This window comes from Streptomyces sp. BF23-19 (assembly GCF_041106355.1).
GTDB classification, from domain to species: Bacteria; Actinomycetota; Actinomycetes; order Streptomycetales; family Streptomycetaceae; genus Streptomyces; species Streptomyces virginiae_A.
The window spans coordinates 22,380-43,173 of the sequence record NZ_JBGBPT010000037.1; the positions used below are offsets into that span (position 1 = coordinate 22,380).

General features: G+C 73.1%; 18 protein-coding genes and 1 other RNA gene. 15 read left to right on the top strand and 4 right to left on the bottom strand.

The genetic code is table 11. From position 1 onward, the window contains the following. Positions 1 to 26 precede the first annotated feature (26 nt). On the bottom strand, positions 27 to 2,951 hold the full coding sequence (locus AB8A24_RS21425) for an FtsK/SpoIIIE domain-containing protein (protein WP_369477170.1): 2,925 nt from the start codon (positions 2,949 to 2,951) through the stop codon (positions 27 to 29). Between the two features lie 437 nt (positions 2,952 to 3,388). Here AB8A24_RS21425 and AB8A24_RS21430 point away from each other — a divergent pair, with 437 nt between their 5' ends. Further along, positions 3,389 to 5,158 (top strand): serine/threonine-protein kinase, encoded by a 1,770-nt coding sequence (locus AB8A24_RS21430; RefSeq protein ID WP_369477172.1) that lies wholly within the window; start codon positions 3,389 to 3,391, stop codon positions 5,156 to 5,158. 160 nt (positions 5,159 to 5,318) lie between these two features. Beyond that, positions 5,319 to 6,566 (top strand): serine/threonine-protein kinase, encoded by a 1,248-nt coding sequence (locus AB8A24_RS21435; protein WP_369477174.1) that lies wholly within the window; start codon positions 5,319 to 5,321, stop codon positions 6,564 to 6,566. A gap of 143 nt (positions 6,567 to 6,709) precedes the next feature. On the opposite strand, the gene AB8A24_RS21440 is transcribed toward AB8A24_RS21435, so the two are convergent. Beyond that, the gene (locus AB8A24_RS21440) at positions 6,710 to 7,711 is read right to left on the bottom strand and encodes a 2-oxoglutarate and iron-dependent oxygenase domain-containing protein (RefSeq protein ID WP_328963171.1); all 1,002 of its coding nucleotides are present in this window, start codon (positions 7,709 to 7,711) and stop codon (positions 6,710 to 6,712) included. 316 nt (positions 7,712 to 8,027) lie between these two features. Between AB8A24_RS21440 and prfB the strand changes: the two genes are divergently transcribed. Next, positions 8,028 to 9,137, top strand: coding sequence for a peptide chain release factor 2 (gene prfB, locus AB8A24_RS21445; protein WP_328963172.1), 1,110 nt, complete (start codon positions 8,028 to 8,030; stop codon positions 9,135 to 9,137). A gap of 109 nt (positions 9,138 to 9,246) precedes the next feature. On the opposite strand, the gene AB8A24_RS21450 is transcribed toward prfB, so the two are convergent. Beyond that, the gene (locus AB8A24_RS21450) at positions 9,247 to 9,438 is read right to left on the bottom strand and encodes a hypothetical protein (protein ID WP_030724207.1); all 192 of its coding nucleotides are present in this window, start codon (positions 9,436 to 9,438) and stop codon (positions 9,247 to 9,249) included. Positions 9,439 to 9,673: 235 nt separating this feature from the next. Here AB8A24_RS21450 and ftsE point away from each other — a divergent pair, with 235 nt between their 5' ends. The 7 genes from ftsE (at position 9,674) to AB8A24_RS21485 (ending at position 14,326) form a co-directional block, all read left to right on the top strand. Continuing rightward, positions 9,674 to 10,363: a cell division ATP-binding protein FtsE gene (gene ftsE / locus AB8A24_RS21455; RefSeq protein WP_030774285.1), complete on the top strand. Its 690-nt coding sequence runs from the start codon at positions 9,674 to 9,676 to the stop codon at positions 10,361 to 10,363. A 17-nt stretch (positions 10,364 to 10,380) separates the two neighbouring features. After that, positions 10,381 to 11,352, top strand: a complete 972-nt coding sequence (gene ftsX, locus AB8A24_RS21460; RefSeq protein ID WP_328963173.1) for a permease-like cell division protein FtsX — start codon at positions 10,381 to 10,383, stop codon at positions 11,350 to 11,352. Between the two features lie 67 nt (positions 11,353 to 11,419). Further along, positions 11,420 to 12,610, top strand: a complete 1,191-nt coding sequence (locus tag AB8A24_RS21465; RefSeq protein ID WP_369477178.1) for a S41 family peptidase — start codon at positions 11,420 to 11,422, stop codon at positions 12,608 to 12,610. Between the two features lie 18 nt (positions 12,611 to 12,628). Beyond that, positions 12,629 to 13,114 carry an SsrA-binding protein SmpB gene (gene smpB / locus AB8A24_RS21470; protein ID WP_033224453.1) on the top strand — a complete coding sequence of 162 codons (486 nt, stop codon included), beginning with the start codon at positions 12,629 to 12,631 and terminating at the stop codon, positions 13,112 to 13,114. An 82-nt stretch (positions 13,115 to 13,196) separates the two neighbouring features. Continuing rightward, positions 13,197 to 13,585, top strand: a transfer-messenger RNA (tmRNA) gene (gene ssrA, locus AB8A24_RS21475). A 133-nt stretch (positions 13,586 to 13,718) separates the two neighbouring features. After that, positions 13,719 to 14,066 carry a hypothetical protein gene (locus AB8A24_RS21480; RefSeq protein WP_328963176.1) on the top strand — a complete coding sequence of 116 codons (348 nt, stop codon included), beginning with the start codon at positions 13,719 to 13,721 and terminating at the stop codon, positions 14,064 to 14,066. Further along, positions 14,063 to 14,326 (top strand): hypothetical protein, encoded by a 264-nt coding sequence (locus AB8A24_RS21485; protein WP_369477179.1) that lies wholly within the window; start codon positions 14,063 to 14,065, stop codon positions 14,324 to 14,326. Before AB8A24_RS21480 ends, AB8A24_RS21485 begins: the two co-directional genes overlap by 4 nt. Here the strand turns inward: AB8A24_RS21485 and AB8A24_RS21490 are convergent. Next, the gene (locus AB8A24_RS21490; protein ID WP_369477194.1) at positions 14,310 to 15,551 is read right to left on the bottom strand and encodes an MFS transporter; all 1,242 of its coding nucleotides are present in this window, start codon (positions 15,549 to 15,551) and stop codon (positions 14,310 to 14,312) included. The genes AB8A24_RS21485 and AB8A24_RS21490 overlap by 17 nt on opposite strands. Positions 15,552 to 15,648: 97 nt before the next feature. Here AB8A24_RS21490 and AB8A24_RS21495 point away from each other — a divergent pair, with 97 nt between their 5' ends. The 5 genes from AB8A24_RS21495 (at position 15,649) to AB8A24_RS21515 (ending at position 20,744) form a co-directional block, all read left to right on the top strand. Beyond that, positions 15,649 to 16,611: a LysR family transcriptional regulator gene (locus tag AB8A24_RS21495; RefSeq protein WP_369477180.1), complete on the top strand. Its 963-nt coding sequence runs from the start codon at positions 15,649 to 15,651 to the stop codon at positions 16,609 to 16,611. A 96-nt stretch (positions 16,612 to 16,707) separates the two neighbouring features. Next, a complete protein-coding gene (locus AB8A24_RS21500) occupies positions 16,708 to 18,078 on the top strand; it encodes a NarK/NasA family nitrate transporter (protein ID WP_266391912.1) in 1,371 nt (456 codons plus the stop codon). Between the two features lie 95 nt (positions 18,079 to 18,173). After that, positions 18,174 to 19,349: a uroporphyrinogen-III synthase gene (locus tag AB8A24_RS21505; RefSeq protein WP_328963179.1), complete on the top strand. Its 1,176-nt coding sequence runs from the start codon at positions 18,174 to 18,176 to the stop codon at positions 19,347 to 19,349. 9 nt (positions 19,350 to 19,358) lie between these two features. Continuing rightward, positions 19,359 to 19,910: a GNAT family protein gene (locus AB8A24_RS21510; RefSeq protein WP_328963180.1), complete on the top strand. Its 552-nt coding sequence runs from the start codon at positions 19,359 to 19,361 to the stop codon at positions 19,908 to 19,910. Positions 19,911 to 20,183: 273 nt separating this feature from the next. Then, positions 20,184 to 20,744, top strand: coding sequence for a CGNR zinc finger domain-containing protein (locus AB8A24_RS21515; RefSeq protein WP_328963181.1), 561 nt, complete (start codon positions 20,184 to 20,186; stop codon positions 20,742 to 20,744). Positions 20,745 to 20,794: the final 50 nt, after the last annotated feature.

Consider the following 20,794-nt stretch of genomic DNA (forward strand, 5'->3'; position numbering starts at 1 on the left):
GGGGCCGGACACCTCTGGGCCGGACGTCAGGGCGCGGGCGGGAACAGCACGGGTATCGCCGAGACCAGGTGCGAGGCCCGGTCCAGGGCGCTGGCCAGCAGTGCGAGGTCGGTGGGCCCGTTGCCCAGCTCACGTACCGGGCGGCGGGCCGGCGGATCACCCATCCGCTCCCACTCCACCGGGACCACGGTCGGCCGCTGGGTCGCCGTCCGGGGGATCCGGCCGGTGACCCGGCCCGCCTGGAACGGGACCGTCCGGCCGTCGCCGAAGCGGAGCAGGCCACGGCCCGGGCCCGGCTGGTCGGGGGCGTCGAGCTCCACGCGCAGGGTGGTCAGCCGGGCCAGCCCGGTGTCCGCCGTACGGTCCGGGCGGGCGCTGGTGGCCACCAGGTGCACGCCGAGGCGGGCGCCCTCGCGGGCCACCGCCTCCAGGGCCCGCACCACCGAGCCGGCGGCGGGGCGGCCCGTACTGCCCAGCCCCGGCGCGACCAGCGCGTCGAGGTCGTCCACGAGGACCACCAGGCGGGGCAGCGGGCTGGGCCCGGCCGGATCGGTACGGGTGGTCGCGGCCCGCAGCCGCAGGGTGCCGGTGCGCTGGGGGTCGAGGTCACCGCGCTGCTCGCCCGGCGTGGGCCGGCGCGGCGCGACCATCCGGTCGGACACCTCGCGCTGCGCGTGCCACTCGGCGAAGGACAACTCCTCCAGCAGTTCGGAGCGGCGCTTGAGCTCCGCGCCGAGCGCCTGTGCGAACTCCCGCATGCGCAGTGGATCGGCGGCGACCAGGTGGGCGCAGACGTGCGGGAGTTCGGTGCAGGGCAGCAGCCCGTCGCCGCGCTCGCCGCCGGCCCCGTCGAGGAGGAGCAGCCCGAGGCGGTCGGGCCGGGCGGCCGCGGACAGCGACGCGGCCACCGAGCGCAGCAGCTCCGTCCGCCCGCTCCCGGCGGGCCCCTCGATGAGCAGGTGCGGGCCGTCGTGGACGAGCTCGGTGCCCACGGGGCCGCGGCGTCCGCTGCCCAGCACGATCTCGGCGAGGCCGCCCATGCCCTGCCCCTGGTCGGTGGCGGCGGCCCAACGGGCCATCAGGGAGGCCGGGGTGGCCCGGGCCAGCCCCAGCTCGTCCAGCAGCCGTGCGGTGGCGGGCAGGGTGGCGGTGGTCGTCCGGTACGGGGCGGCGGAGCCGCCCTCGGCGGTGCGCAGCGGGGCCAGGGCACGCGCGAAGCGCTCGGCCCAGGCGGCGGAGACGGCGTCGGCGGTGGCGGTGCCCCCGGACGGGACCGGCCTGCCGCCGCTGAGGGTGAAGGTGCGTACGGCCGTGGCCACATCGCCGCTGAGCAGGGCGACCGCGCCGCAGTCCCGGAAGGCGGGGGAGCTCGCGCAGGCGGCCTCGTACGTCTCGGCGACCGGTGAGGCGGGGGTGGCGGCCGGGGCCTCGGCGAGCACGAGCACGTGGATCCCGGCGGCCGGGCCGTGCGAGGCGAGCCGGCCGGTGATGTCGCGCAGCGGGCCGGCTCCGGGATCGCCGTCGAGGACGACGAGCGTGTACGGGCCCTCGTACGCGTCGGCGGCCTGCCGGACCTGCCCGGGGTCGGCGGTGGCCCAGTGCGTGCCGAGCGGACCCTCGTCGAGGCGCCGGGTCAGCTCACCCGTACGGGCGACGGCCTGGTCGCGGTCGTAGGCGAGCAGGAGCCGGCAGTCCTGGCCGTGCGCCGGGCGTACGTGGGGCAGCCAGCCGAGCCAGCCCCAGTCGCGCCGCCGATCGGCGAGACCGCGCGCCCGGTCGGCGGAGACGAGCACGATCTCCAGCTGCCCCGGCGCGTGCAGTGCCGCCAGCTGTGCGACCACCCAGCGGGCGGCCCCGGCCAGCCGGGCCCGCGGGCCGGCGAGCCCGAGGGCGCCGACGGCGAGCAGGGACACCCGGCTCCCCGCGCCGAGCCCCACGTCCAGTACGGCGGGATGCCCGGGCGTACGGGACCACAGACGCTCGGTGGGGCCCATCGCGGCCAGCAGCAGGGCGGCGGGATCGTCGGGGTGGGGTGCGGCGGCCACCGGTTCCTGGGGGGCCTCGGCGGGTTCCTCGCCGCGCACCCACTTGCGTGCCCAGGCGCCGAGGCCCTTCCGCCGCCCGGGGCCGGTCCCGGGGTTCGGCGGCGCGCCCTGCGGCCCGGCTTCGCCCGCGGCGTCGGGGAGCGCGGGCGCGTCCGGCACCGGCCCCGGGGCGGCCGGATCCGCGCCGGTGGGCGGACCGGTGGGCGGCGCGGCGGGCGGCGCGGCGGGCGGCGCGGCGGGCGGCGCGGGGACGACGGGCCGGGCGGAGATCGAGAGGTGGCCCTGGAGGTCCGGGGTCACCGTCAGCGCGGGAGCGCCCGCCGGGGCCAGCCGCAGGGTGGACTCGCCGACCCGCAGCAGCGCCCCCGGGGGCAGGGCCACGGGCTGGGCCCCCAGCGGGGCGCTGTCCAGCGTGGTGCCGTTCGTCGAGTTCAGGTCGGCCACCGCGACCCGCCCGTCGGGGATCACCGTGACCGCGCAGTGCAGCCGGGAGACGTCGGGGTCGTCGAGGGGGACATCGGCGTCGGCGGAGCGGCCCACCATGATCTGCCCACTGTGCAGCAGGTGCACCCCGCCCGCGTCGGGTCCGGCGACGACGTGCAGCTGGGCCGCGCCGAGGCCGTCCTCCGGCAGCACGTCCGGCACCGGTCCGTGCAGCGCCAGCACCGCGCCGTCCACGAGCGGCGGCTCGCCGAGCACCCGCCGCTGGAGGTCGAGGCGCTCGGAGCCGGCGTACAGCACGACCGTGCCGCCGGTGTCGGGTCCGCCGACGGTCGCCGCGAGCCCGGAGGCGACCGCGGCCAGCACGGTGCCGACGGGCGCGGTGACGAGGACGTCACAGCTCGCGGGGGCGGTCGCGGTCTGGTGGCCGCTGCGCGACCCAAGGACGGTCAGCCGGATCTGCATCGCCGTCAGCGGTCCCTTCTGCGCGGTGCGCGGTGTGTGCGCCCGGCAGGGGAATCCCGTGACATGACCGTCCGGTCGCCCCCCACCCGGCACGGACGCGTCGTCCGGTCAGGTCTGCCCGGAAGGCGGGGCTCCCGTCCCGTGCCGTCCGTACATGTGCATCCTCGCACCTGTCACGGACAACACGCCCGGCACCCGGCAACAAATGATCTTGATGTGTCGGGACCCGGGTCGGACCCCGGTCGGATCCGGCCACCAAGGCGGGGAAAGACGGGGAAAATCGCCTCCGGCATACCCCGCAAACATCACCCTCCGTACATATGTGCGGCAACCAACCTCCGGGGACCGGCGTCTTCCGAGGGGACACCCCCTAGAGTGGGCCGGAAAACCACGCAGCGGATCGACCACATTCAGACGACAGCAGGGGAGCGCGAGACGTGCGGCCAGTCGGCAGCAAATACCTGCTCGAGGAGCCGCTCGGGCGCGGCGCCACGGGCACTGTCTGGCGTGCCCGCCAGAGGGAGGCCGCGGGCGCGGAGGCGGCCGTCGCGGGACAGCCCGGAGAGACCGTGGCCATCAAGGTCCTCAAGGAGGAGCTGGCCCAGGATCCCGACATCGTCATGCGCTTCCTGCGGGAGCGCTCGGTCCTGCTGCGCCTGACCCATCCCAACATCGTCCGGACCCGTGACCTCGTCGTCGAGGGCGATCTGCTGGCCCTGGTCATGGACCTGATCGACGGCCCGGACCTGCACCGCTACCTCCGCGAGAACGGCCCCTTCACGCCCGTCGCCGCGAGCCTGCTGACCGCCCAGGTCGCCGACGCCCTCGCCGCCAGCCACGCCGACGGCGTGGTCCACCGCGACCTGAAGCCGGCCAACGTGCTGCTCGACGAGCGCGGCGGGCAGATGAAGCCGATGCTCACCGACTTCGGCATCGCCCGTCTCGCGGACTCCCCGGGCCTGACCCGCACGCACGAGTTCGTCGGCACCCCGGCCTACGTCGCCCCCGAGTCCGCCGAGGGCCGCCCGCAGACCTCCGCCGTCGACATCTACGGCGCCGGCATCCTGCTCTACGAGCTGCTCACCGGCCGCCCGCCGTTCGCCGGCGGCACGGCGCTCGAAGTGCTCCACCGCCACCTCAGCGAGGACCCGCAGCGGCCCTCGACCGTGCCCGAGCCGCTGTGGACGGTCATCGAGCGCTGCCTGCGCAAGGAGCCCAACGAGCGCCCCAGCGCCGAGAGCCTGGCCCGCGGGCTGCGCGTGGTGGCCTCCGGCATCGGCGTGCACTCCTCGGCCGCCGAGGTGGAGGCCGCGCTCGGCGTCGGCGCGCTGCTCGCACCCGACCCCTCGCCGGCCCCGGTCCCCGAGACCCCCGGCGCGCCCGTGGGTGGGTACGACCCGAACGGCATGACCAGCGTCCTGCCGCCGGTCGGCGCGGCCGACGCCACCTCCGTGCTGCCCATGGGGTCTCCCCGGCCCGGAGGGCCAGGGGAAGCGGCGGGCCCCGGGGCCGACCCGACCTCGGTGATGCCCCCGGTGCAGCAGCCCGACTCGCCGCATCCCTGGCAGTCGCAGATGCAGGCCGCCCGCGACCGCAACGAGCAGACGCAGATCCAGTACCTCGACCCGAACGAGGACCCGCTGCGCCGCCGCCCGCAGCGGCAGGCGCCGCCTCCGCCGCAGCACCGGCCCCAGCAGCAGCCGCCGCAGTACCGTCAGGGCCCGCCGCCCCCGCAGCAGCAGTACCAGCAGCCGCAGCAGCCGCAGTACCGCCAGCCGCAGCAGCCGCCGCCGCAGCAGCAGTACGCGCCCCCGCCGCCGCAGCACTACCAGCCGCAGCAGCACCAGCCCCAGCCGTACCAGCAGCAGCCTCAGCCGCAGCAGCCCCAGTACCGCCAGCCCCAGCCGCAGCAGCAGCCCCCGCAGCCGCCGCAGCAGCGGCCGGCCCCCCGGGAGCCGCGTGAGCCGCGCCGCCGCAGCGCCAACCCGGTGCGGATCCCCGGCCTCGGCTGCCTCAAGGGCTGCCTGGTGCTGATCCTGGTGTTCTTCGTCGCCGGCTGGCTGGTCTGGGAGCTGACCCCGCTTCAGGAGTGGGTCGGCACCGGCAAGGGCTGGTGGGACCAGGTCTGGACCTGGGGCTCCGGCGTCGTCGACTGGGTCGGCACGATCGGGGACTCCGCGGGCTCCTCGGGTTCCACCAAGCCCTGAAACGGACCCTCGTAGCTCCGACTTCGTGGATTTGTCGACTTCTGGGACACGATTTCGCTCGCAGAAGTGAAGGTCGCCGCGAATCCGGCCCCCTGCCGGCCTCCAATGCCCACCCGGCCGCGTAGCTTTGGTGCGTACGCCAGCCGCTGAGGGAGCAGTCGTGGCACGGAAGATCGGCAGCCGGTACACCGCGCACCAGATCCTGGGGCGCGGCAGCGCGGGCACGGTGTGGCTGGGCGAGGGGCCTGACGGGCCCGTCGCCGTCAAACTGCTGCGCGAGGACCTCGCGTCCGACCAGGAACTCGTCGGACGGTTCGTCCAGGAGCGCAGCGCGCTGCTCGGCCTGGAGCATCCGCACGTCGTGTCCGTCCGCGACCTCGTCGTGGACGGCAACGACCTCGCCCTCGTCATGGACCTCGTCCGCGGTACGGACCTGCGCACGCGCCTCGACCGTGAACGGCGGCTCGCCCCGGAGGCGGCCGTGGCGATCGTCGCGGACGTCGCCGACGCGTTGGCCGCGGCGCACGCGGCGGGGGTCGTCCACCGGGACGTCAAGCCGGAGAACGTCCTGCTGGACATGCAGGGCCGGCTCGGCCCCGGCGGCTCGCACCCGGCGCTGCTGACCGACTTCGGTGTGGCCAAGCTCATCGACTCCCCGCGGCGGGCCTCCACGGGCCGGGCCTCGGCCCCCACGACCCGGATCATCGGCACCCCGGACTACCTGGCGCCGGAGATCGTCGAGGGCCTGCCCCCGCGGGCCGCGGTGGACATATACGCCCTGGCGACGGTTCTGTACGAGCTGCTGGCCGGATTCACCCCCTTCGGCGGGGGCCACCCGGGCGCGGTCCTGCGGCGGCACGTGACGGAGACGGTCGTCCCGCTGCCGGGGATCCCCGACGAGCTGTGGCAGCTCATCGTGCAGTGCCTGGCCAAGGCCCCGGCCTCGCGGCTGCGGGCCTCGGAGCTGTCGGTCCGGCTGCGGGACCTGCTGCCGCTGCTGGCGGGGATGCCGCCGCTGGACGTGGACGAGCCGGACGACGCGGATCCGGACCCCGAGCCTTCGGAGGAACCGGCGGCCGACCCGGTCCGGCGGCGGGGCGTGGTCCCGCTGGTGCCGGGCTCCGCGACCGACTCCAACCGGGACACCCACACCTCGATGCGCGTGCCGGGACCGGACGAGCTGGCGGGCGGGGTGCTGGGCACCGCCCGGGTCCCGCGCCCGGCGGGCGGCCACCGCCCCGGCTCCGCCCGCCACCGGGCGGAGGCGGCCCGCAAGCGCCGGCTGGTCCTCTCGGCGTCGGCCCTGGCCCTGGCCGCGGCGGTCGGGCTGGGTACGTGGCTCGCCGTCTCGGGGGACGAGGCCCCGCCCCCGCAGGACAGCAAGCGATCGGTGCCGCGGGTTCCGTGACGCCGTGCGGCGCCGTGGTCGGAGGCTCCGCCCCCGACCCCCGGCGCCTCGAACGCCGGCGAGGCTGAAATACGAGCCCGGCGAGGCTGAGAGCCAGCCCCGCCGGCGTTCGAGGCGCGGGTCCGGGCAGCGCCCGGGAACGGCTACACCGTGGCCAGTTCCGGGTGCCAGCGCCGGGCAACGGCCGGGTGGGCGCGGACCCAGCCCTTCAGTTCGTTGCGGCCGTACTGGGCGTGCAGCGGGTTCGACTCGTCGTGCGCGACACCGGGCGCCGAGCGCAGGTACTCGCCCGGGACGGTCTCGATCACCGCGTCCAGCCGCGGGTTGTAGAAGAACGGCACCGAGTACCGCTCCACCGCGCCGGGCGGGCTGACCACCCGGTGGTCCGTCGCCGTCAGGTAGCCCTCGGTCGCGATCTCCAGCAGCTCGCCCAGGTTCACCACGAACGCGCCCGGCATCGGCGGTACGTCCACGTAGCCGCCGTCGCGGACCACCTGGAGGCCGCCCACCGAGTCCTGCAGCAGGAGCGTCAGGAACCCGTAGTCCTTGTGCGCGCCGACCCCTTGGTCGGCGCCGGAGGGGGCCGATCCGGGGTAGCGGATCAGCTTGGTGTGCAGGTGCGGGCGGTCCGCGAAGGCCTCGTCGAAGAAGTCCGCCGGGGCGCCGATCGACACGAGGAGCTCCTGGAGCAGGCGGTGGGCCACCGCCGCGAGCCTGGACTGCCAGTCCAGGACCACCGTACGGAGCTCCGGGAGGGCGGCGGGCCACTGGTTCGGGCCCTCCAGCCACAGGAACGCCGGGTCGTCCGGCCCCACGACCGGCGCCGGGCGCTCCGCGCCGACGTCCAGCTGGTCCCGCCAGTCGGAGGCGCCGCCGGTCAGCTCGTGGCCGATTCGGGTGTAACCGCGGAAGTGCGGGGAGTTCAGATTGCTGACGGCGAGCCGGTCGGCTTCCGGGAGGGCGAAGAATTCCCGGGTCAGCTCCAGGATGCGGGCGCTCTCGGCGGCGGTGACGCCGTGCCCGGTCAGGTGCAGGAAACCGGTGTCCCTGGCGGCCGCGTGCAGCTGCTTCAGGAAGTCGGCCCGCAGGGCCGGGTCGTCGGCCTGGGAGAGGTCCAGGACCGGGAGAGTGTGCGCGGACGGCATGACGGCTCCGTTTCGGATGTCACGGGGTCCTGTTCCCCAGAGGTGGTGGGGGCCGCGGGCGGGGGGAGGGTCTCCGACGGGGATGGTGCCGGGACCACGGGGGCCGCGTACAGGACCAAGTCGGATCGTGGTGGATCAGGCTTGGGTTCGGTCCGGCGGCGGACAGCTCGTCGTCGTGACACGCATGTGGTCCACATGGCGGCGCTTGACGAGGAGAACGGTCATACGGAGAGCGTACGCCTGTGCGATCCATCATCAGAACGGGTGATTCGGCCTGCCCGGACGGCGTCCTCCGGGGACCGGCTACGCTGGACCCGTGGCAGTCGTCGATGTTTCCGAAGAGCTGAAGTCCCTCTCCTCGACCATGGGGTCGATCGAGGCCGTCCTGGACCTCGACAAGCTGAGGGCAGATATCGCCGTGCTCGAGGAGCAGGCCGCCGCGCCGTCCCTGTGGGACGACCCGGAAGCCGCCCAGAAGATCACGAGCAAGCTTTCGCACCTCCAGGCGGAGGTCCGCAAGACCGAAACGCTGCGCGGGCGCATCGACGACCTCGCGGTGCTGTTCGAGCTCGCCCAGGAGATGGACGACGCGGACACCCTGGCCGAGGCCGAGACCGAGCTGGTCTCCGTCCGCAAGGCGCTGGACGAGATGGAGGTCCGGACCCTGCTCTCCGGCGAGTACGCCGAGCGCGAGGCCCTGGTCAACATCCGTGCCGAGGCCGGCGGCGTCGACGCCTCCGACTTCGCCGAGCGCCTGCAGCGCATGTACCTGCGCTGGGCCGAGCGGCACGGCTACTCGACCGAGATCTACGAGACCTCGTACGCGGAAGAGGCCGGCATCAAGTCGACCACCTTCGTCGTCAAGGCCCCGTACGCCTACGGAACCCTTTCCGTCGAGCAGGGCACCCACCGCCTCGTGCGCATCTCGCCCTTCGACAACCAGGGCCGCCGCCAGACCTCCTTCGCGGGCGTCGAGGTGCTCCCGGTCGTCGAGACCAGCGACCACGTCGAGATCGACGAGGCCGAGCTGCGCGTCGACGTGTACCGCGCCTCCGGCCCCGGCGGCCAGGGCGTCAACACCACCGACTCCGCGGTGCGCATCACGCACCTGCCGACCGGCATCGTCGTCTCCTGCCAGAACGAGCGCTCGCAGATCCAGAACAAGGCCAGCGCCATGAACGTCCTCCAGGCCAAGCTCCTCGAGCGGCGCCGCCAGGAGGAGAAGGACAAGATGGACGCCCTCAAGGACGGCGGCAGCTCCTGGGGCAACCAGATGCGCTCCTACGTCCTGCACCCGTACCAGATGGTCAAGGACCTGCGGACGGAGTTCGAGGTCGGCAACCCGCAGGCGGTGCTCGACGGCGAGATCGACGGCTTCCTGGAGGCCGGAATCCGCTGGCGCAAGCAGCAGGAGCAGACCGCGTAACGGCGCGATACACGTGGAAGGGCCCGGACACCTGGTGTCCGGGCCCTTCTCGCGTGTGTGATCGGTACGTGGCACGGGGCACGGGCACCACGGCCGGGGCGGTGGCGGTCTAGGCGGTGTGCTGGGCCACCAGTACCAGAGCTGTCACGAGGACCACCATGAGCGCGATGAGTGTCACGGGGTTCAGGCCGGAGAAGGGGCCCTCCTGCTGGAGGCGCTCCCGGTTCGCCCGGCACACCGGGCAGCGGCCCTGGCTGACGGGTGCGGCGCAGTTCGCGCACACGAGCCGGTCATATGTCATGCGCTCCTCCTCTCGTCCCCTCGGTCTTCTGCTGCCTATAACGGCGTGGGGAACCGGAGCGTTCCCCCTACCACTGTGCCGGCTTCGCCGACATTCGGCGCGGCCCGTCCGGGCAATCACGGTCCTGAGCGCCCGCACGCCGGGATAAATCGGGCAAGTCCGGAGGCCGGGTCCCCACCTCGCGCCCGTTCGCGTATGGTCACGCACACCTACTCCCGGCGACCGTGGTGCACCCGTGATCCGATTCGACAGTGTCTCCAAGTCCTACCCGAAGCAGAACCGCCCCGCACTCAGGGAAGTCTCCCTCGACATCGCGAAGGGCGAGTTCGTCTTCCTGGTCGGCTCCTCCGGCTCCGGCAAGTCCACCTTCCTGCGGCTCATCCTCCGCGAGGAGCGGGCGAGCCACGGCCAGGTGCACGTCCTGGGCAAGGACCTCGCCAAGCTCTCCAACTGGAAGGTTCCGCAGATGCGGCGCCAGCTGGGGACCGTCTTCCAGGACTTCCGCCTGCTGCCCAACAAGACGGTGGCCGAGAACGTGGCCTTCGCCCAGGAGGTCATCGGCAAGCCGCGCGGTGAGATCCGCAAGGCCGTCCCGCAGGTCCTCGAACTCGTGGGTCTGGGCGGTAAGGAGGAGCGGATGCCGGGCGAGCTCTCCGGCGGTGAGCAGCAGCGCGTGGCCATCGCCCGCGCCTTCGTCAACCGCCCCGCCCTGCTCATCGCGGACGAGCCCACCGGCAACCTCGACCCGCAGACCTCGGTCGGGATCATGAAGCTGCTGGACCGGATCAACCGGACCGGCACCACGGTGATCATGGCCACCCACGACCAGCAGATCGTCGACCAGATGCGCAAGCGCGTCATCGAACTCGAACAGGGCCGACTCGTGCGCGACCAGTCGCGCGGCGTCTACGGCTACCAGCACTGAAAGGTCCCTGAGACGCAATGCGCGCCCAGTTCGTCATGTCGGAGATCGGCGTCGGTCTCCGTCGCAATCTCACCATGACCTTCGCGGTCATCATCTCGGTGGGCCTCTCGCTGGCCCTGTTCGGTGGCTCCATGCTCATGAGCGAGCAGGTGAGCAAGATGAAGGGCTTCTGGTACGACAAGGCCAACGTCTCGATCTACCTCTGCAACAAGCAGGACGCCCTCGAGGCGAGCGAGGCCGCGACCAAGAAGGCCGACGGTTCGGCGGGCGGCTCCACGGGCGTCACCACCTGCGCCAAGGGTGCGGTGACCGAGGAGCAGAAGAAGCAGATCCAGGCCGAGCTCAAGCAGATGTCCCTGGTGAAGTCCGTCGCCTACGAGTCGGCGGACGAGGCGTTCAAGCACTACCAGGAGCGGTTCGGGAACACGGCGCTCGCCTCCTCCATCACGCCCGACCAGATGCAGGAGTCCTTCCGCGTCAAGCTGAAGGACCCGGAGAAGTACAAGGTCGTCACCTCCGCCTTCGTCGGCCGTGACGGCATCCACACCGTCGACGACCAGCGCCAGGCCATCGACGACCTCTTCCGGATCCTCAACTACCTGAACATCGCCGCGCTCGCCATCATGCTGATCATGCTGATCGTGGCGCTGCTGCTGATCGTCAACACCGTGCGCGTCTCGGCGTTCAGCCGACGGCGTGAGACGGGGATCATGCGGCTGGTGGGTGCGTCCAGCTTCTACATCCAGGTCCCCTTCATCATGGAGGCGGCCGTCGCCGGCCTCATCGGCGCGCTGTTCGCCTGCGCCATGCTGATGTCCGGCCAGTACTTCGTGATCGACCACGGCGTCGGACTGCGGGACAAGATCCAGCTCATCGACTTCATGGGTTGGGGATCGGTGCTGGCCAAGCTCCCGTACGTGCTCTTCATCGGCCTCCTGATGCCCTCCATGGCCGCCTTCATCGCCCTGCGCAAGTACCTGAAGGTGTGACAAGCGCCCCGCGAGCGGTCCGGTCAACCACCCGTACCGGCGCGGGGCTTGTCCTAGACTCGGCGCCATGCTGGGCTTGCCGAGTATTCCCGCCGTCTGTCTCCGGGCCCGCGACCTGCGTCGCGGGGCCGTTCTGACGATGGCCTTCCTCGCCGCCGTCGGCGCCGGTGTGTACACCGGCTGCTGGGACCGCGAGGAGGGCGCCACGGCCGCCGCGGCCCTGGCGGGCGCCCCCACGGCCGAGGGCCCGCGCGAGGCGGGCACCGTCGACCGGGACGCGGTGGCCCGCGCCGTCGCCGAGGCCGTCGCCGAGGGGAAGTCCGGGAAGAAGGCGGCCCAGGAGGTCGTCAGCCGCAGCGGTGACCGCTGGGGCACCGTCTACGACCAGGGCGAGTACGCCGCCTTCGCCGAGGGCCTCGACGGCCACTGGACCGGCGTCGGGGTGTGGGCCGGGCGGGCCTCCGACGGCGTGATCAAGGTCGACAAGATCCAGCCCGGCAGCCCCGCCGCCCGGGCCGGACTGCGGGCCGGGGACCGGCTGCTGAGCGTCGACGGGCACGCCGTGACGGGCCTGGCCGTGACCGACGTGGTCGCCCTGCTGCGGGGCGACGCCGGCACCCCCGTCGTGCTGAACCTGAGCCGGGACGGAGCCGACCTCACCGAGACCGTGCGCCGCGAGCAGCTGCGTACCGAGCCGGTGACCGTACGGCAGCGCCCGGACGGGGTCACGGTCATCAAGGTGGTCTCCTTCACCCGCGGTTCCGGCGACCGCGTCAAGGCGGCCGTCAAGGCGGCCCCGGCCGGCGAGGGGGTCGTCCTCGATCTGCGGGGCAACCCGGGCGGGCTGGTCACCGAGGCGGTCACCGCCGCCTCCGCCTTCCTGGACGGCGGGCTCGTGGCCACGTACGACGTACGGGGCGACCAGCGGGTCCTGTACGCGGCGAAGGGCGGGGACACCACCCGGCCGCTGGTGGCCCTGGTCGACGGCGGCACGATGAGCGCGGCGGAACTGGTGGCGGGCGCCCTGCAGGACCGGGGCCGGGCGGTGGCCGTGGGCAGCCGGACCTTCGGCAAGGGCTCGGTGCAGATGCCGACCGAACTCCCGGACGGCTCGGTGGCCGAGCTGACGGTGGGCACGTACCGCACGCCGGCGGGCCGCAGCCTGGACGGCGGCGGCATCACCCCGGACGTACCGGCGGGCGAGCGGGTCGAGGAGCGGGCGGTCACAGTATTGGGTGGCCTCGGGGTGGGTCCGTAGTGCGAAAATGACCGCACTATGGCTAAGGAAAAAGGGCGCAAGCTGATCGCCCAGAACAAGAAGGCGCGCCACGACTACGCGATCATCGACACCTACGAGTGCGGTCTCGTGCTCACGGGTACCGAGGTCAAGTCCATGCGCCAGGGCCGGGCCTCGCTGGTGGACGGCTTCGTGTCGGTGGAGAGCGGGGAGGCCTGGCTCTACAACGTGCACGTGCCGGAGTACAGCCAGGGCACCTGGACCAACCACAGCGCCCGGCGCAAGCGCAAGCTCCTCATGCACCGCGAGGAGATCGACAAGCTGGAGCGCAAGGCGGACGAGGCGGGTCACACGATCGTGCCGCTGTCGCTGTACTTCAAGGACGGTCGGGCGAAGGTCGAGATCGCGCTGGCCAAGGGCAAGAAGGAGTACGACAAGCGGCAGACCATGCGGGAGAAGCAGGACACCCGCGAGACGAACCGGACGATCTCGGCGATCCGTCGCAAGCAGCGCGGCACGGTTTAATCACCTGGCACGTGGTGGTCCACTTCGCGTACCATGGCGTCAGCACCGCCCCCCGGGGTGGAGCACATTGTTAAAAAAACATGGGGATGATCGGTTTCGACAGCGGATGTCGATGCAGGGGAAGCGAGCCGAGGAAGCGGCAATGATCTCGCTAACCATATGTCGCAAACAATAATCGCCAACTCCAAGAGCGATAACTCCCGCTTCACCCTCGCTGCCTAATAACAGTGAGCTGAAGCCTCTGTGAGGAGCGTCAGCCCGGAAGTGGTCCCGGTCCGGATCCTGGCGTCAATTAGGGATCTAAACCTCTAGCCCCGGTCACGGGGGTTGGAGGGAAATCAAACAGTGACTGAGCCCGTCGGAGACTTGTCCGTGTGATCTCCGGGGCCGAGAAAAGCGCAGCGGACTGCGCTCGGAGAAGCCCTGCTTCTGCACCGTTGGACGCGGGTTCGATTCCCGCCATCTCCACTCATCCCATGTGGGCACAGGCCCCGCGGCCTCTCGGCTGCGGGGCCTTTGTCATGTGGGAAGCGTCCGCGCTGCGCTGCCGGTGGCGGTACGGTGAGAAGCCCACTCCGGAGCGGAGTTCCAGCGAGGAGGACATGTGAGTACGCCGATCTCCGACGAGGGCGGGCCGCTGATCCCCATGCCGGAACTCACGCCTGCCGCCCTTCGTGAGGCCGTCGCGAAGATCGCGCCCAGCCGTGTCCCCGGGTTGACGCAGCACCTCTTCGAGGCCACGACGAGTGCCCAGCAGGCGCAGTCGCTCGCCCCGCTGCGAGCCTTCATCCACTCCTGGGCCGTATTCGTCGAGATCGAACGCCACCCCCGGAGGGCCGCACGTCTCCACGCCCTGGAACGGCTGGTTCAGGAAGGGGTCGAGGATCCCGGGCCGGCATTGGTCGAGATCCAGCAGATCCTCGACAAAGCAGAGGCCGAGACCGGCCTGTGAGCCACTGGACATGGGACTACAACACTGACGATTCCGCGCACATCACCGGCGGTCTGCCACCCGGGGTGATCGCGGAGGTCGAGCGGATCGCCACCGAACTGTCGGCGCTCGGCCGGGATGCCGAGGCCGTCGGTCGTCCCACCGGAAGGACCGGCGGTCTCCGGGAATTCGACATCCTCGGTGGGTGCGGGTTCATCAACTTCCTGGCCGTCCCCCGGCACGAGTGCGTCTACGTCTGCGGCATCACCTGGTACGAGTGATGGCCCGGACGGAGGCGAGTGCGAGAACGGCCGCCGCGGCCGGAAGGGCGTAGGCCGTCGTCGGGCCCAGGTGGTCGATCAGGGTGCCGGCCGCCGCCGCGCCCAGCGCGATGCCCGCGAGGATGGCGGTGACCGCCAGGGTCATGCCCTCGTTGAGGCGGCCCTCCGGGGTGAGCGCGTGGACCCGGGACATCGCCGTCACCATCGTCGGAGCCGTGGCCATGCCCGCCAGCAGCAGGGCGCAGGCCAGCGGGAGGAGCGCGCCCGTGCTCGCCGCGAGCCACGGCAGGGCCATCGCCGCGGCCATGGCGATCAGGCAGGTGCGCAGGCCGCGCGGGCGCAGGGTGCCGTAGAGCAGCCCGGCCGCGCAGGAGCCCGCCGCCTGGAGGGCCAGCACCGGGCCCGAGGCCGCGCCCAGGCCCAGGGCGTCGAGGTGGGCGATCGAGGCGATCTCCATCGAGCCGAAGACCACGCCCGTGGCGAGGAAGAGGGGCAGCAACGGGGCCAGGGCGCGCAGCGGCGAGCCGTGCCGGGGACCCGCCGCCACCGGGGGCTGGGTGGCGCGGCAGGAGGTGAAGACCAACATCCCCGTCAGCAGCAGGGCGGCCGCGGTGAGGGTGCCGGCCTCGGGGAACACCACCGAGCAGAGGAAGGCCGCCAGGACCGGGCCGAGCATGTAGCACAGCTCGTCGGCGGCCTGCTCGAAGGACATCGCGGTGTGGTGCGCGCCCGGGGAGTCCCGCAGCAGGTGGGTCCAGCGGGCGCGGGACATGCCGCCGATGTTGGGGGTGGTGGCGGTCGCCGCGTACGAGGCGAAGAGGGTCCAGGCGGGGGCGCCGGCACGGACGCACACGATCAGGGAGAGCGAGCCGAGGACCGCGATCAGGGTGGCCGGGACGGCGATCCGGGCCTGGCCGTGCCGGTCGACCAGCCGGGCGGTCCACGGCGCGACCAGCGCGGCGGCGGCCAGGCCGGTCGCCGTGACCGCGCCGGCGAGGGCGTACGAGCCGCGCTGGCCGGCGATCATCATGACCGCGCTGACCCCGAACATGCCCATGGGGAGGCGGGCGAGGAGGTTCCCGGCGGTGAACCCGCGCGTGCCCGGCAGTGCGAACAGGCGCCGGTACGGGCTCAGCGGGCGCGGGCGCGGGCGCGGGGGAGTGCGGACGGGGGCGGGCGGGGCGGGCGGGGCGGCGAGGACGAGGGTGTTGCCGGTGACGGCCATGAGGGGCATGACCACCACCCTCGGCCGGGACCGGGCGAACCGTCCAACACCTGTTCGGAGGCCATTCACCCCGATCTGTTGTTAGTCTCCGGGGGTGATGCCCCGTGATGTGGATCCCCGGCTGCTGCGCGGGTTCGTCGCCGTGGCCGAGGAGTTGCACTTCACCCGGGCCGCCGCCCGGCTGTACGTCGCCCAGCAGGCGCTGAGCCGGGACGTACGGCGCCTCGAAGAGGCCCTCGGCACCACGCTGTTCGTCCGTACGACCCGCGCCGTCGAGCCCACCCCCGACGGGGAGCGGCTGCTGCCGCTCGCCCGGCGGGTGCTGGCCGCGCACGAGGCGGTCGCCGCCGCCTTCGCCGCGCCCCGGCCGCTCCTCGTCGACCTGAACACCGACGGGCCGAGCACCGCGCGCACCGTGCTGGATCGGGCCCGGGAGCTGGCCCCGGACTGCGAGCTGATGGCCCGCTGGGAGAGCGGACTGACCCACGCCGCCGCCGAGGTCGCCGCCGGGCGTCTCGACGTCTCCTTCGGGTACGCCGACGGGCTGGACCCGGTGTGGCGCTCGCGCATCGCGCACCGGCCCGTGCGCTACGAGCCGCTCGCCGTGCTGCTGCCCGAGGGGCACCCGCTGGCCGGGCGGGCGACCGTACCGCTGGACGCGCTGGCCGGGGAGACCGTGTACGCGGGCGCCGGGAACCCGCGCACGCTGGAGTGGACGGGGCTCGCGCGCGAGCTGTTCGCCGGCCGGGGGATCCTGATGGCGCCGCCCGCACCGGTGGCCATCGGCAAGGACGAGTTCCGCCGGGTCATGGCCAAGACCGGCAATCCGGTGCTGGTGACCGTCGACTTCGTCGACATGCCCGGGTCCGTGAAACGGCCGCTGGTCGATCCCGTACCGCTGTCCCCGCTGTCCATGGTGTGGCGGAAGGGTTTCAGCCACCCCGGACTCGAAGCCTTGCACCGGGCCGTGGCCGACCTCGGTGCCGCACACGGCTGGCTGGACGTGCCCCCGGCGAGCTGGCGCCCGGCCGCGCTCACAGGCGCCCCCGGCGGCGGGTGAGAGCAAGGTTTCCCGGCGGTCATCCGGCGGGGACCGGGGCGGAAACGCGCCGTTCCTACGGTCGTTCCACGGACGCGAGAGCTGTGGAGGCGTGTGATGACCGGTACGACCGCACCGCGCAAGGGGGGCCGCTGGATCGAGCAGTGGGATCCCGAGGACGAGACCTTCTGGAAGGAGACGGGGGAGCGGACCGCCCGCCGCAACCTCGTCTACTCCGTGTTCTCCGAGCACATCGGGTTCTCCATCTGGTCGCTCTGGTCCGTGATGGTCCTCTTCATGGGACCGGCCTACGGCGTCGACCCGGCCGGGAAGTTCTTCCTGATCGCCACCGCGACCCTGGTGGGCGCGATCGTCCGGGTGCCCTACACCTTCGCCGTCGCCCGCTTCGGCGGCCGGAACTGGACCGTCGTCAGCGCGCTGCTGCTGCTCGCGCCCACGGTCGCCGCGATCGTGGTGATGGAGCCCGGCACCTCCTACGGGACCTTCCTGGTCGTCGCCGCCCTCACCGGCGTCGGAGGCGGCAACTTCGCCTCCTCCATGACCAACATCAACGCCTTCTTCCCGCTCCGCAAGAAGGGCTGGGCACTCGGCCTGAACGCCGGCGGCGGCAACATCGGCGTGCCCGTGGTGCAGCTCGCCGGGCTGCTGGTCATCGCGACCGCCGGGGCCACGCATCCCCGGTACCTGCTGGCCGCCTACCTCCCGCTGATCGTGACCGCGGCGGTCCTGGCGGCCGTACGGATGGACAACCTGGCGCCCGTGCGCAACGACACCGGCGCGGTCCGCGAGGCGCTGAAGGACGCGCACACCTGGATCATGGCGTTCCTCTACATCGGCACGTTCGGGTCCTTCATCGGCTACAGCTTCGCCTTCGGCCTGGTGCTGCAGACCCAGTTCGGCCGCACCCCGCTCCAGGCCGCCTCGCTGACCTTCATGGGGCCGCTGCTCGGATCGCTGATCCGGCCGGTGGGCGGGGCGCTCGCGGACCGGTTCGGCGGGGCGCGGATCACCCTGGGGACGTTCGTGGCGATGGCCGCGGCCACCGGTGTGGTGGTGTTCGCCTCCCAGCGGTCCTCGCTCCCGGTCTTCCTCGTCGGGTTCGTGGCCCTGTTCGTCCTGAGCGGGCTCGGCAACGGATCGACGTACAAGATGATCCCGGGCATCTTCCAGGCGAAGGCACTGGCACGCGGCATGAGCGGCGAGAGCGCGGCCGCGTACGGACGGCGGCTCTCCGGCGCCTCCATGGGACTGATCGGGGCGGTCGGCGCGCTCGGCGGACTCGGCATCAACCTGGTCTTCCGGGAGGCGTTCCGCACCTCCGGCTCCGGAACGGCGGCCTTCGTCACCTTCCTCGGCTTCTACGCCCTGTGCTGCGCGGTGACCTGGGCGGTATACCTTCGCCGCCCCGTGGCCCCCGTGATCCACACGGTCGGGGTCGAGACGAAACCGCAGCTCACGTCGGTGTAACCGGGGCGAAATACGGGTGAACCGAGTCCGACACGACGTGTTGACAGGCTCGGTCCACCCGTACCGCCCCCACATGCGTCACTAGGCAGGTCACGATGGACGACACGAACACCGGCCCGCTCGCGGGCTTCACCGTAGGGGTCACGGCCGCCCGCCGCGCGGACGAGCTCATCGCGCTGCTGCGCCGTCGGGGGGCGGCGGTGCTGCACGCGCCGGCGCTGCGGATCGTGCCGCTCGCCGACGACAGCGAGCTGCTGGCCGCGACGAAGGAACTGATCGGCTGCGCACCGGACGTGGTCGTGGCCACCACCGCCATCGGCTTCCGGGGGTGGATCGAGGCGGCCGACGGGTGGGGCGTCGGTGAGGAACTGCTGGAGCGGCTGCGCGCCACCGAACTGCTGGCGCGCGGGCCGAAGGTGAAGGGCGCCATCCGGGCCGCCGGGCTCACGGAGACCTGGTCCCCGGACTCCGAATCGCTCGCCGAGGTACTGGAACGGCTGCTGACGGCCGGGGTGTCCGGCCGGCGGATCGCGCTCCAGCTGCACGGCGAGCCGCTCCCCGGCTTCGTCGAGGCCCTGCGGGCCGGCGGGGCCCAGGTGGTGGTGGTCCCGGTGTACCGGTGGATGGCGCCGGAGGACCTCGCGCCGCTGGACCGGCTGCTCGACGCGATCGTCGGCGGCGGAGTGGACGCCGTCAGCTTCACCTCGGCGCCGGCGGCGGCCTCGCTGCTGTCCCGGGCCGAGGAACGGGGGCTGCGGGAGGCCGTGCTGGACGCGCTGCGCGGCAGGCTGCTGTCCGCGTGCGTCGGGCCGGTGACCGCGCTGCCGCTGCAGGCGCACGGGGTGGACACGGTGCAGCCGGAGCGGTTCCGGCTGGGCCCGCTGGTGCAGTTGCTCTGCAAGGAGCTGCCCGGCCGGGCCCGGGTGCTGCCGGTGGCCGGGCACCGGGTGGAGATCCGGGGGCACGCGGTCCTGGTGGACGCGCAGCTGCGGCCCGTACCGCCCGCCGGGATGGCCCTGCTGCGGGCGCTGGCCCGGCGGCCGGGCTGGGTGGTGTCCCGCGCGGACCTGCTGCGGGCGCTGCCGGGCGCGGGCCGGGACGAGCACGCCGTGGAGACGGCGATGGCCCGCCTGCGGGTGGCCCTGGGGGCCCCGAACCTGATCCAGACGGTGGTCAAGCGGGGGTACCGGCTGTCGCTCGACGCGGGCGGCGAGGCCAAGTACGGGGAGCTCCCGGCCGACGCGGTGACGGCCCGGGGGGTCCTCGGCTAGCGTGCCGGGATGATCATTGTTGACGGGGTCGAGATGAGGGGCGTCGCGCTCGGCGACGCGGCGGGACTGGCCGAGGCGTTCGCACGGAACCGGGCCTTCATGGCGCCGTTCGAGCCGGTCCGGCCGAACGCCTTCTACACGGAGGCCGGCCAGCGGGAGCGGCTCGAGGGCGTGCTCGCCGAGCGGGACGCGGGGCGGATCGTCCCGTACGTGTTCGTCGAGACGGCCACGGGCACGCCCGTCGGCGCGATCAACCTCGGCTCGATCGCGTACGGGCCGCTGTGCAGCGGCGGTCTCGGGTACTGGGTCGACCGGGCCTGGCACGGCAAGGGGGTGGCCACCGCGGCCGTGGCGGAGGTCTGCCGGGTCGCCCGCGACGAGCTGGGCCTGCACCGGGTGGAGGCGGGCACGCTGGTCGACAACCTGGCCTCGCAGCGGGTGCTGGCGAAGGCGGGCTTCGAGGAGTTCGGCCTCGCGCCGCGCTTCCTGCACATCGACGGCGCCTGGCGCGACCACCGCCTCTTCCAACGCCTCCTCCACGACGACCCTCCGGCCACCTAGCCGCGGCGCGGTGCCGCCTGCGGCGCAGCCATCACATCCAGTGCCTCCGGCCATCTTCAGCCCCTCCGGCGTTTGAGGAGCGGGGTCCGGGGCGGAGCCCGGTGCCCGGCGGAGCCGGGTTTCCTGGGGCTCCGCCCAGACCCTGCGTCTCAAACGCCGGCGAGGCTGGAGGTGGCCGGCCGGATGGCCACCGGAGGTACCGGTTCGGGGGCTTCCGCTGTGACCCGCCGGGCGGCAATCTGGTACGGCACCCCACGACGGGAGGCTGACGGCATGCGGTTCGATACCGGGCGGGTCTGTCTGGACCTGGTGGCCACCTTCACCCCGCACGAGGCGATCCCGGACGGTGACGAGCTGCGGGTGTGGCTCGCCGGCGCCGGCCTGGTCCCCGATCGGACGCCACTGGCCCGGGTGGGCCCCGACTGGGCCGCGGCCTTCCGGTCCCTGCGCGCCGACGTGGAAACGCTCGTACGGGCGGAACTGCTCGGCACCGACACGGACGAGAACGCCCTCGCCCGGGTCAACGCGCTGGCCGCCGGACCACCCCCGGGGCTGTGCGCCGTACGGGACCAGGAAGGCCACCTCGTACGGGAGTTGTGCGGCGGCGTGGAGTGCGGCGCGCTGCTCGCGGCCGTCGCCCGGGACGCCGTCGAGCTGCTGACCGACCCCGGCGACCGGGCCCTGCTGCGGGCCTGCGCCGGCGACGGCTGCACCCGCGTCTACCTGGACACCTCCCGCGGCCACCGGCGCCGGTGGTGCTCCAGCGAGCGCTGCGGGAACCGGGAGCGCGTGGCCCGGCACCGCCGCCGGGCCCTGGCGGCCGGATCCAGGTGAGCGTCCTGGTGCGGGGCGTACCACCCTGCGAGACCGGTTCCGGAACGGGC

What these genes read in the sequence shown, in the direction of transcription:
- ftsX (WP_328963173.1), top strand. Translation starts at nt 10,381, where the DNA reads ATGCGCGCCCAGTTCGTCATGTCGGAGATCGGCGTCGGTCTCCGTCGC.
- AB8A24_RS21490 (WP_369477194.1), bottom strand. Translation starts at nt 15,551, where the DNA reads ATGGCCGTCACCGGCAACACCCTCGTCCTCGCCGCCCCGCCCGCCCCG.
- AB8A24_RS21425 (WP_369477170.1), bottom strand. Translation starts at nt 2,951, where the DNA reads ATGCAGATCCGGCTGACCGTCCTTGGGTCGCGCAGCGGCCACCAGACC.
- AB8A24_RS21465 (WP_369477178.1), top strand. Translation starts at nt 11,420, where the DNA reads ATGCTGGGCTTGCCGAGTATTCCCGCCGTCTGTCTCCGGGCCCGCGAC.
- smpB (WP_033224453.1), top strand. Translation starts at nt 12,629, where the DNA reads ATGGCTAAGGAAAAAGGGCGCAAGCTGATCGCCCAGAACAAGAAGGCG.
- AB8A24_RS21510 (WP_328963180.1), top strand. Translation starts at nt 19,359, where the DNA reads ATGATCATTGTTGACGGGGTCGAGATGAGGGGCGTCGCGCTCGGCGAC.
- AB8A24_RS21515 (WP_328963181.1), top strand. Translation starts at nt 20,184, where the DNA reads ATGCGGTTCGATACCGGGCGGGTCTGTCTGGACCTGGTGGCCACCTTC.
- AB8A24_RS21505 (WP_328963179.1), top strand. Translation starts at nt 18,174, where the DNA reads ATGGACGACACGAACACCGGCCCGCTCGCGGGCTTCACCGTAGGGGTC.
- AB8A24_RS21495 (WP_369477180.1), top strand. Translation starts at nt 15,649, where the DNA reads ATGCCCCGTGATGTGGATCCCCGGCTGCTGCGCGGGTTCGTCGCCGTG.
- AB8A24_RS21440 (WP_328963171.1), bottom strand. Translation starts at nt 7,711, where the DNA reads ATGCCGTCCGCGCACACTCTCCCGGTCCTGGACCTCTCCCAGGCCGAC.
- AB8A24_RS21500 (WP_266391912.1), top strand. Translation starts at nt 16,708, where the DNA reads ATGACCGGTACGACCGCACCGCGCAAGGGGGGCCGCTGGATCGAGCAG.
- AB8A24_RS21450 (WP_030724207.1), bottom strand. Translation starts at nt 9,438, where the DNA reads ATGACATATGACCGGCTCGTGTGCGCGAACTGCGCCGCACCCGTCAGC.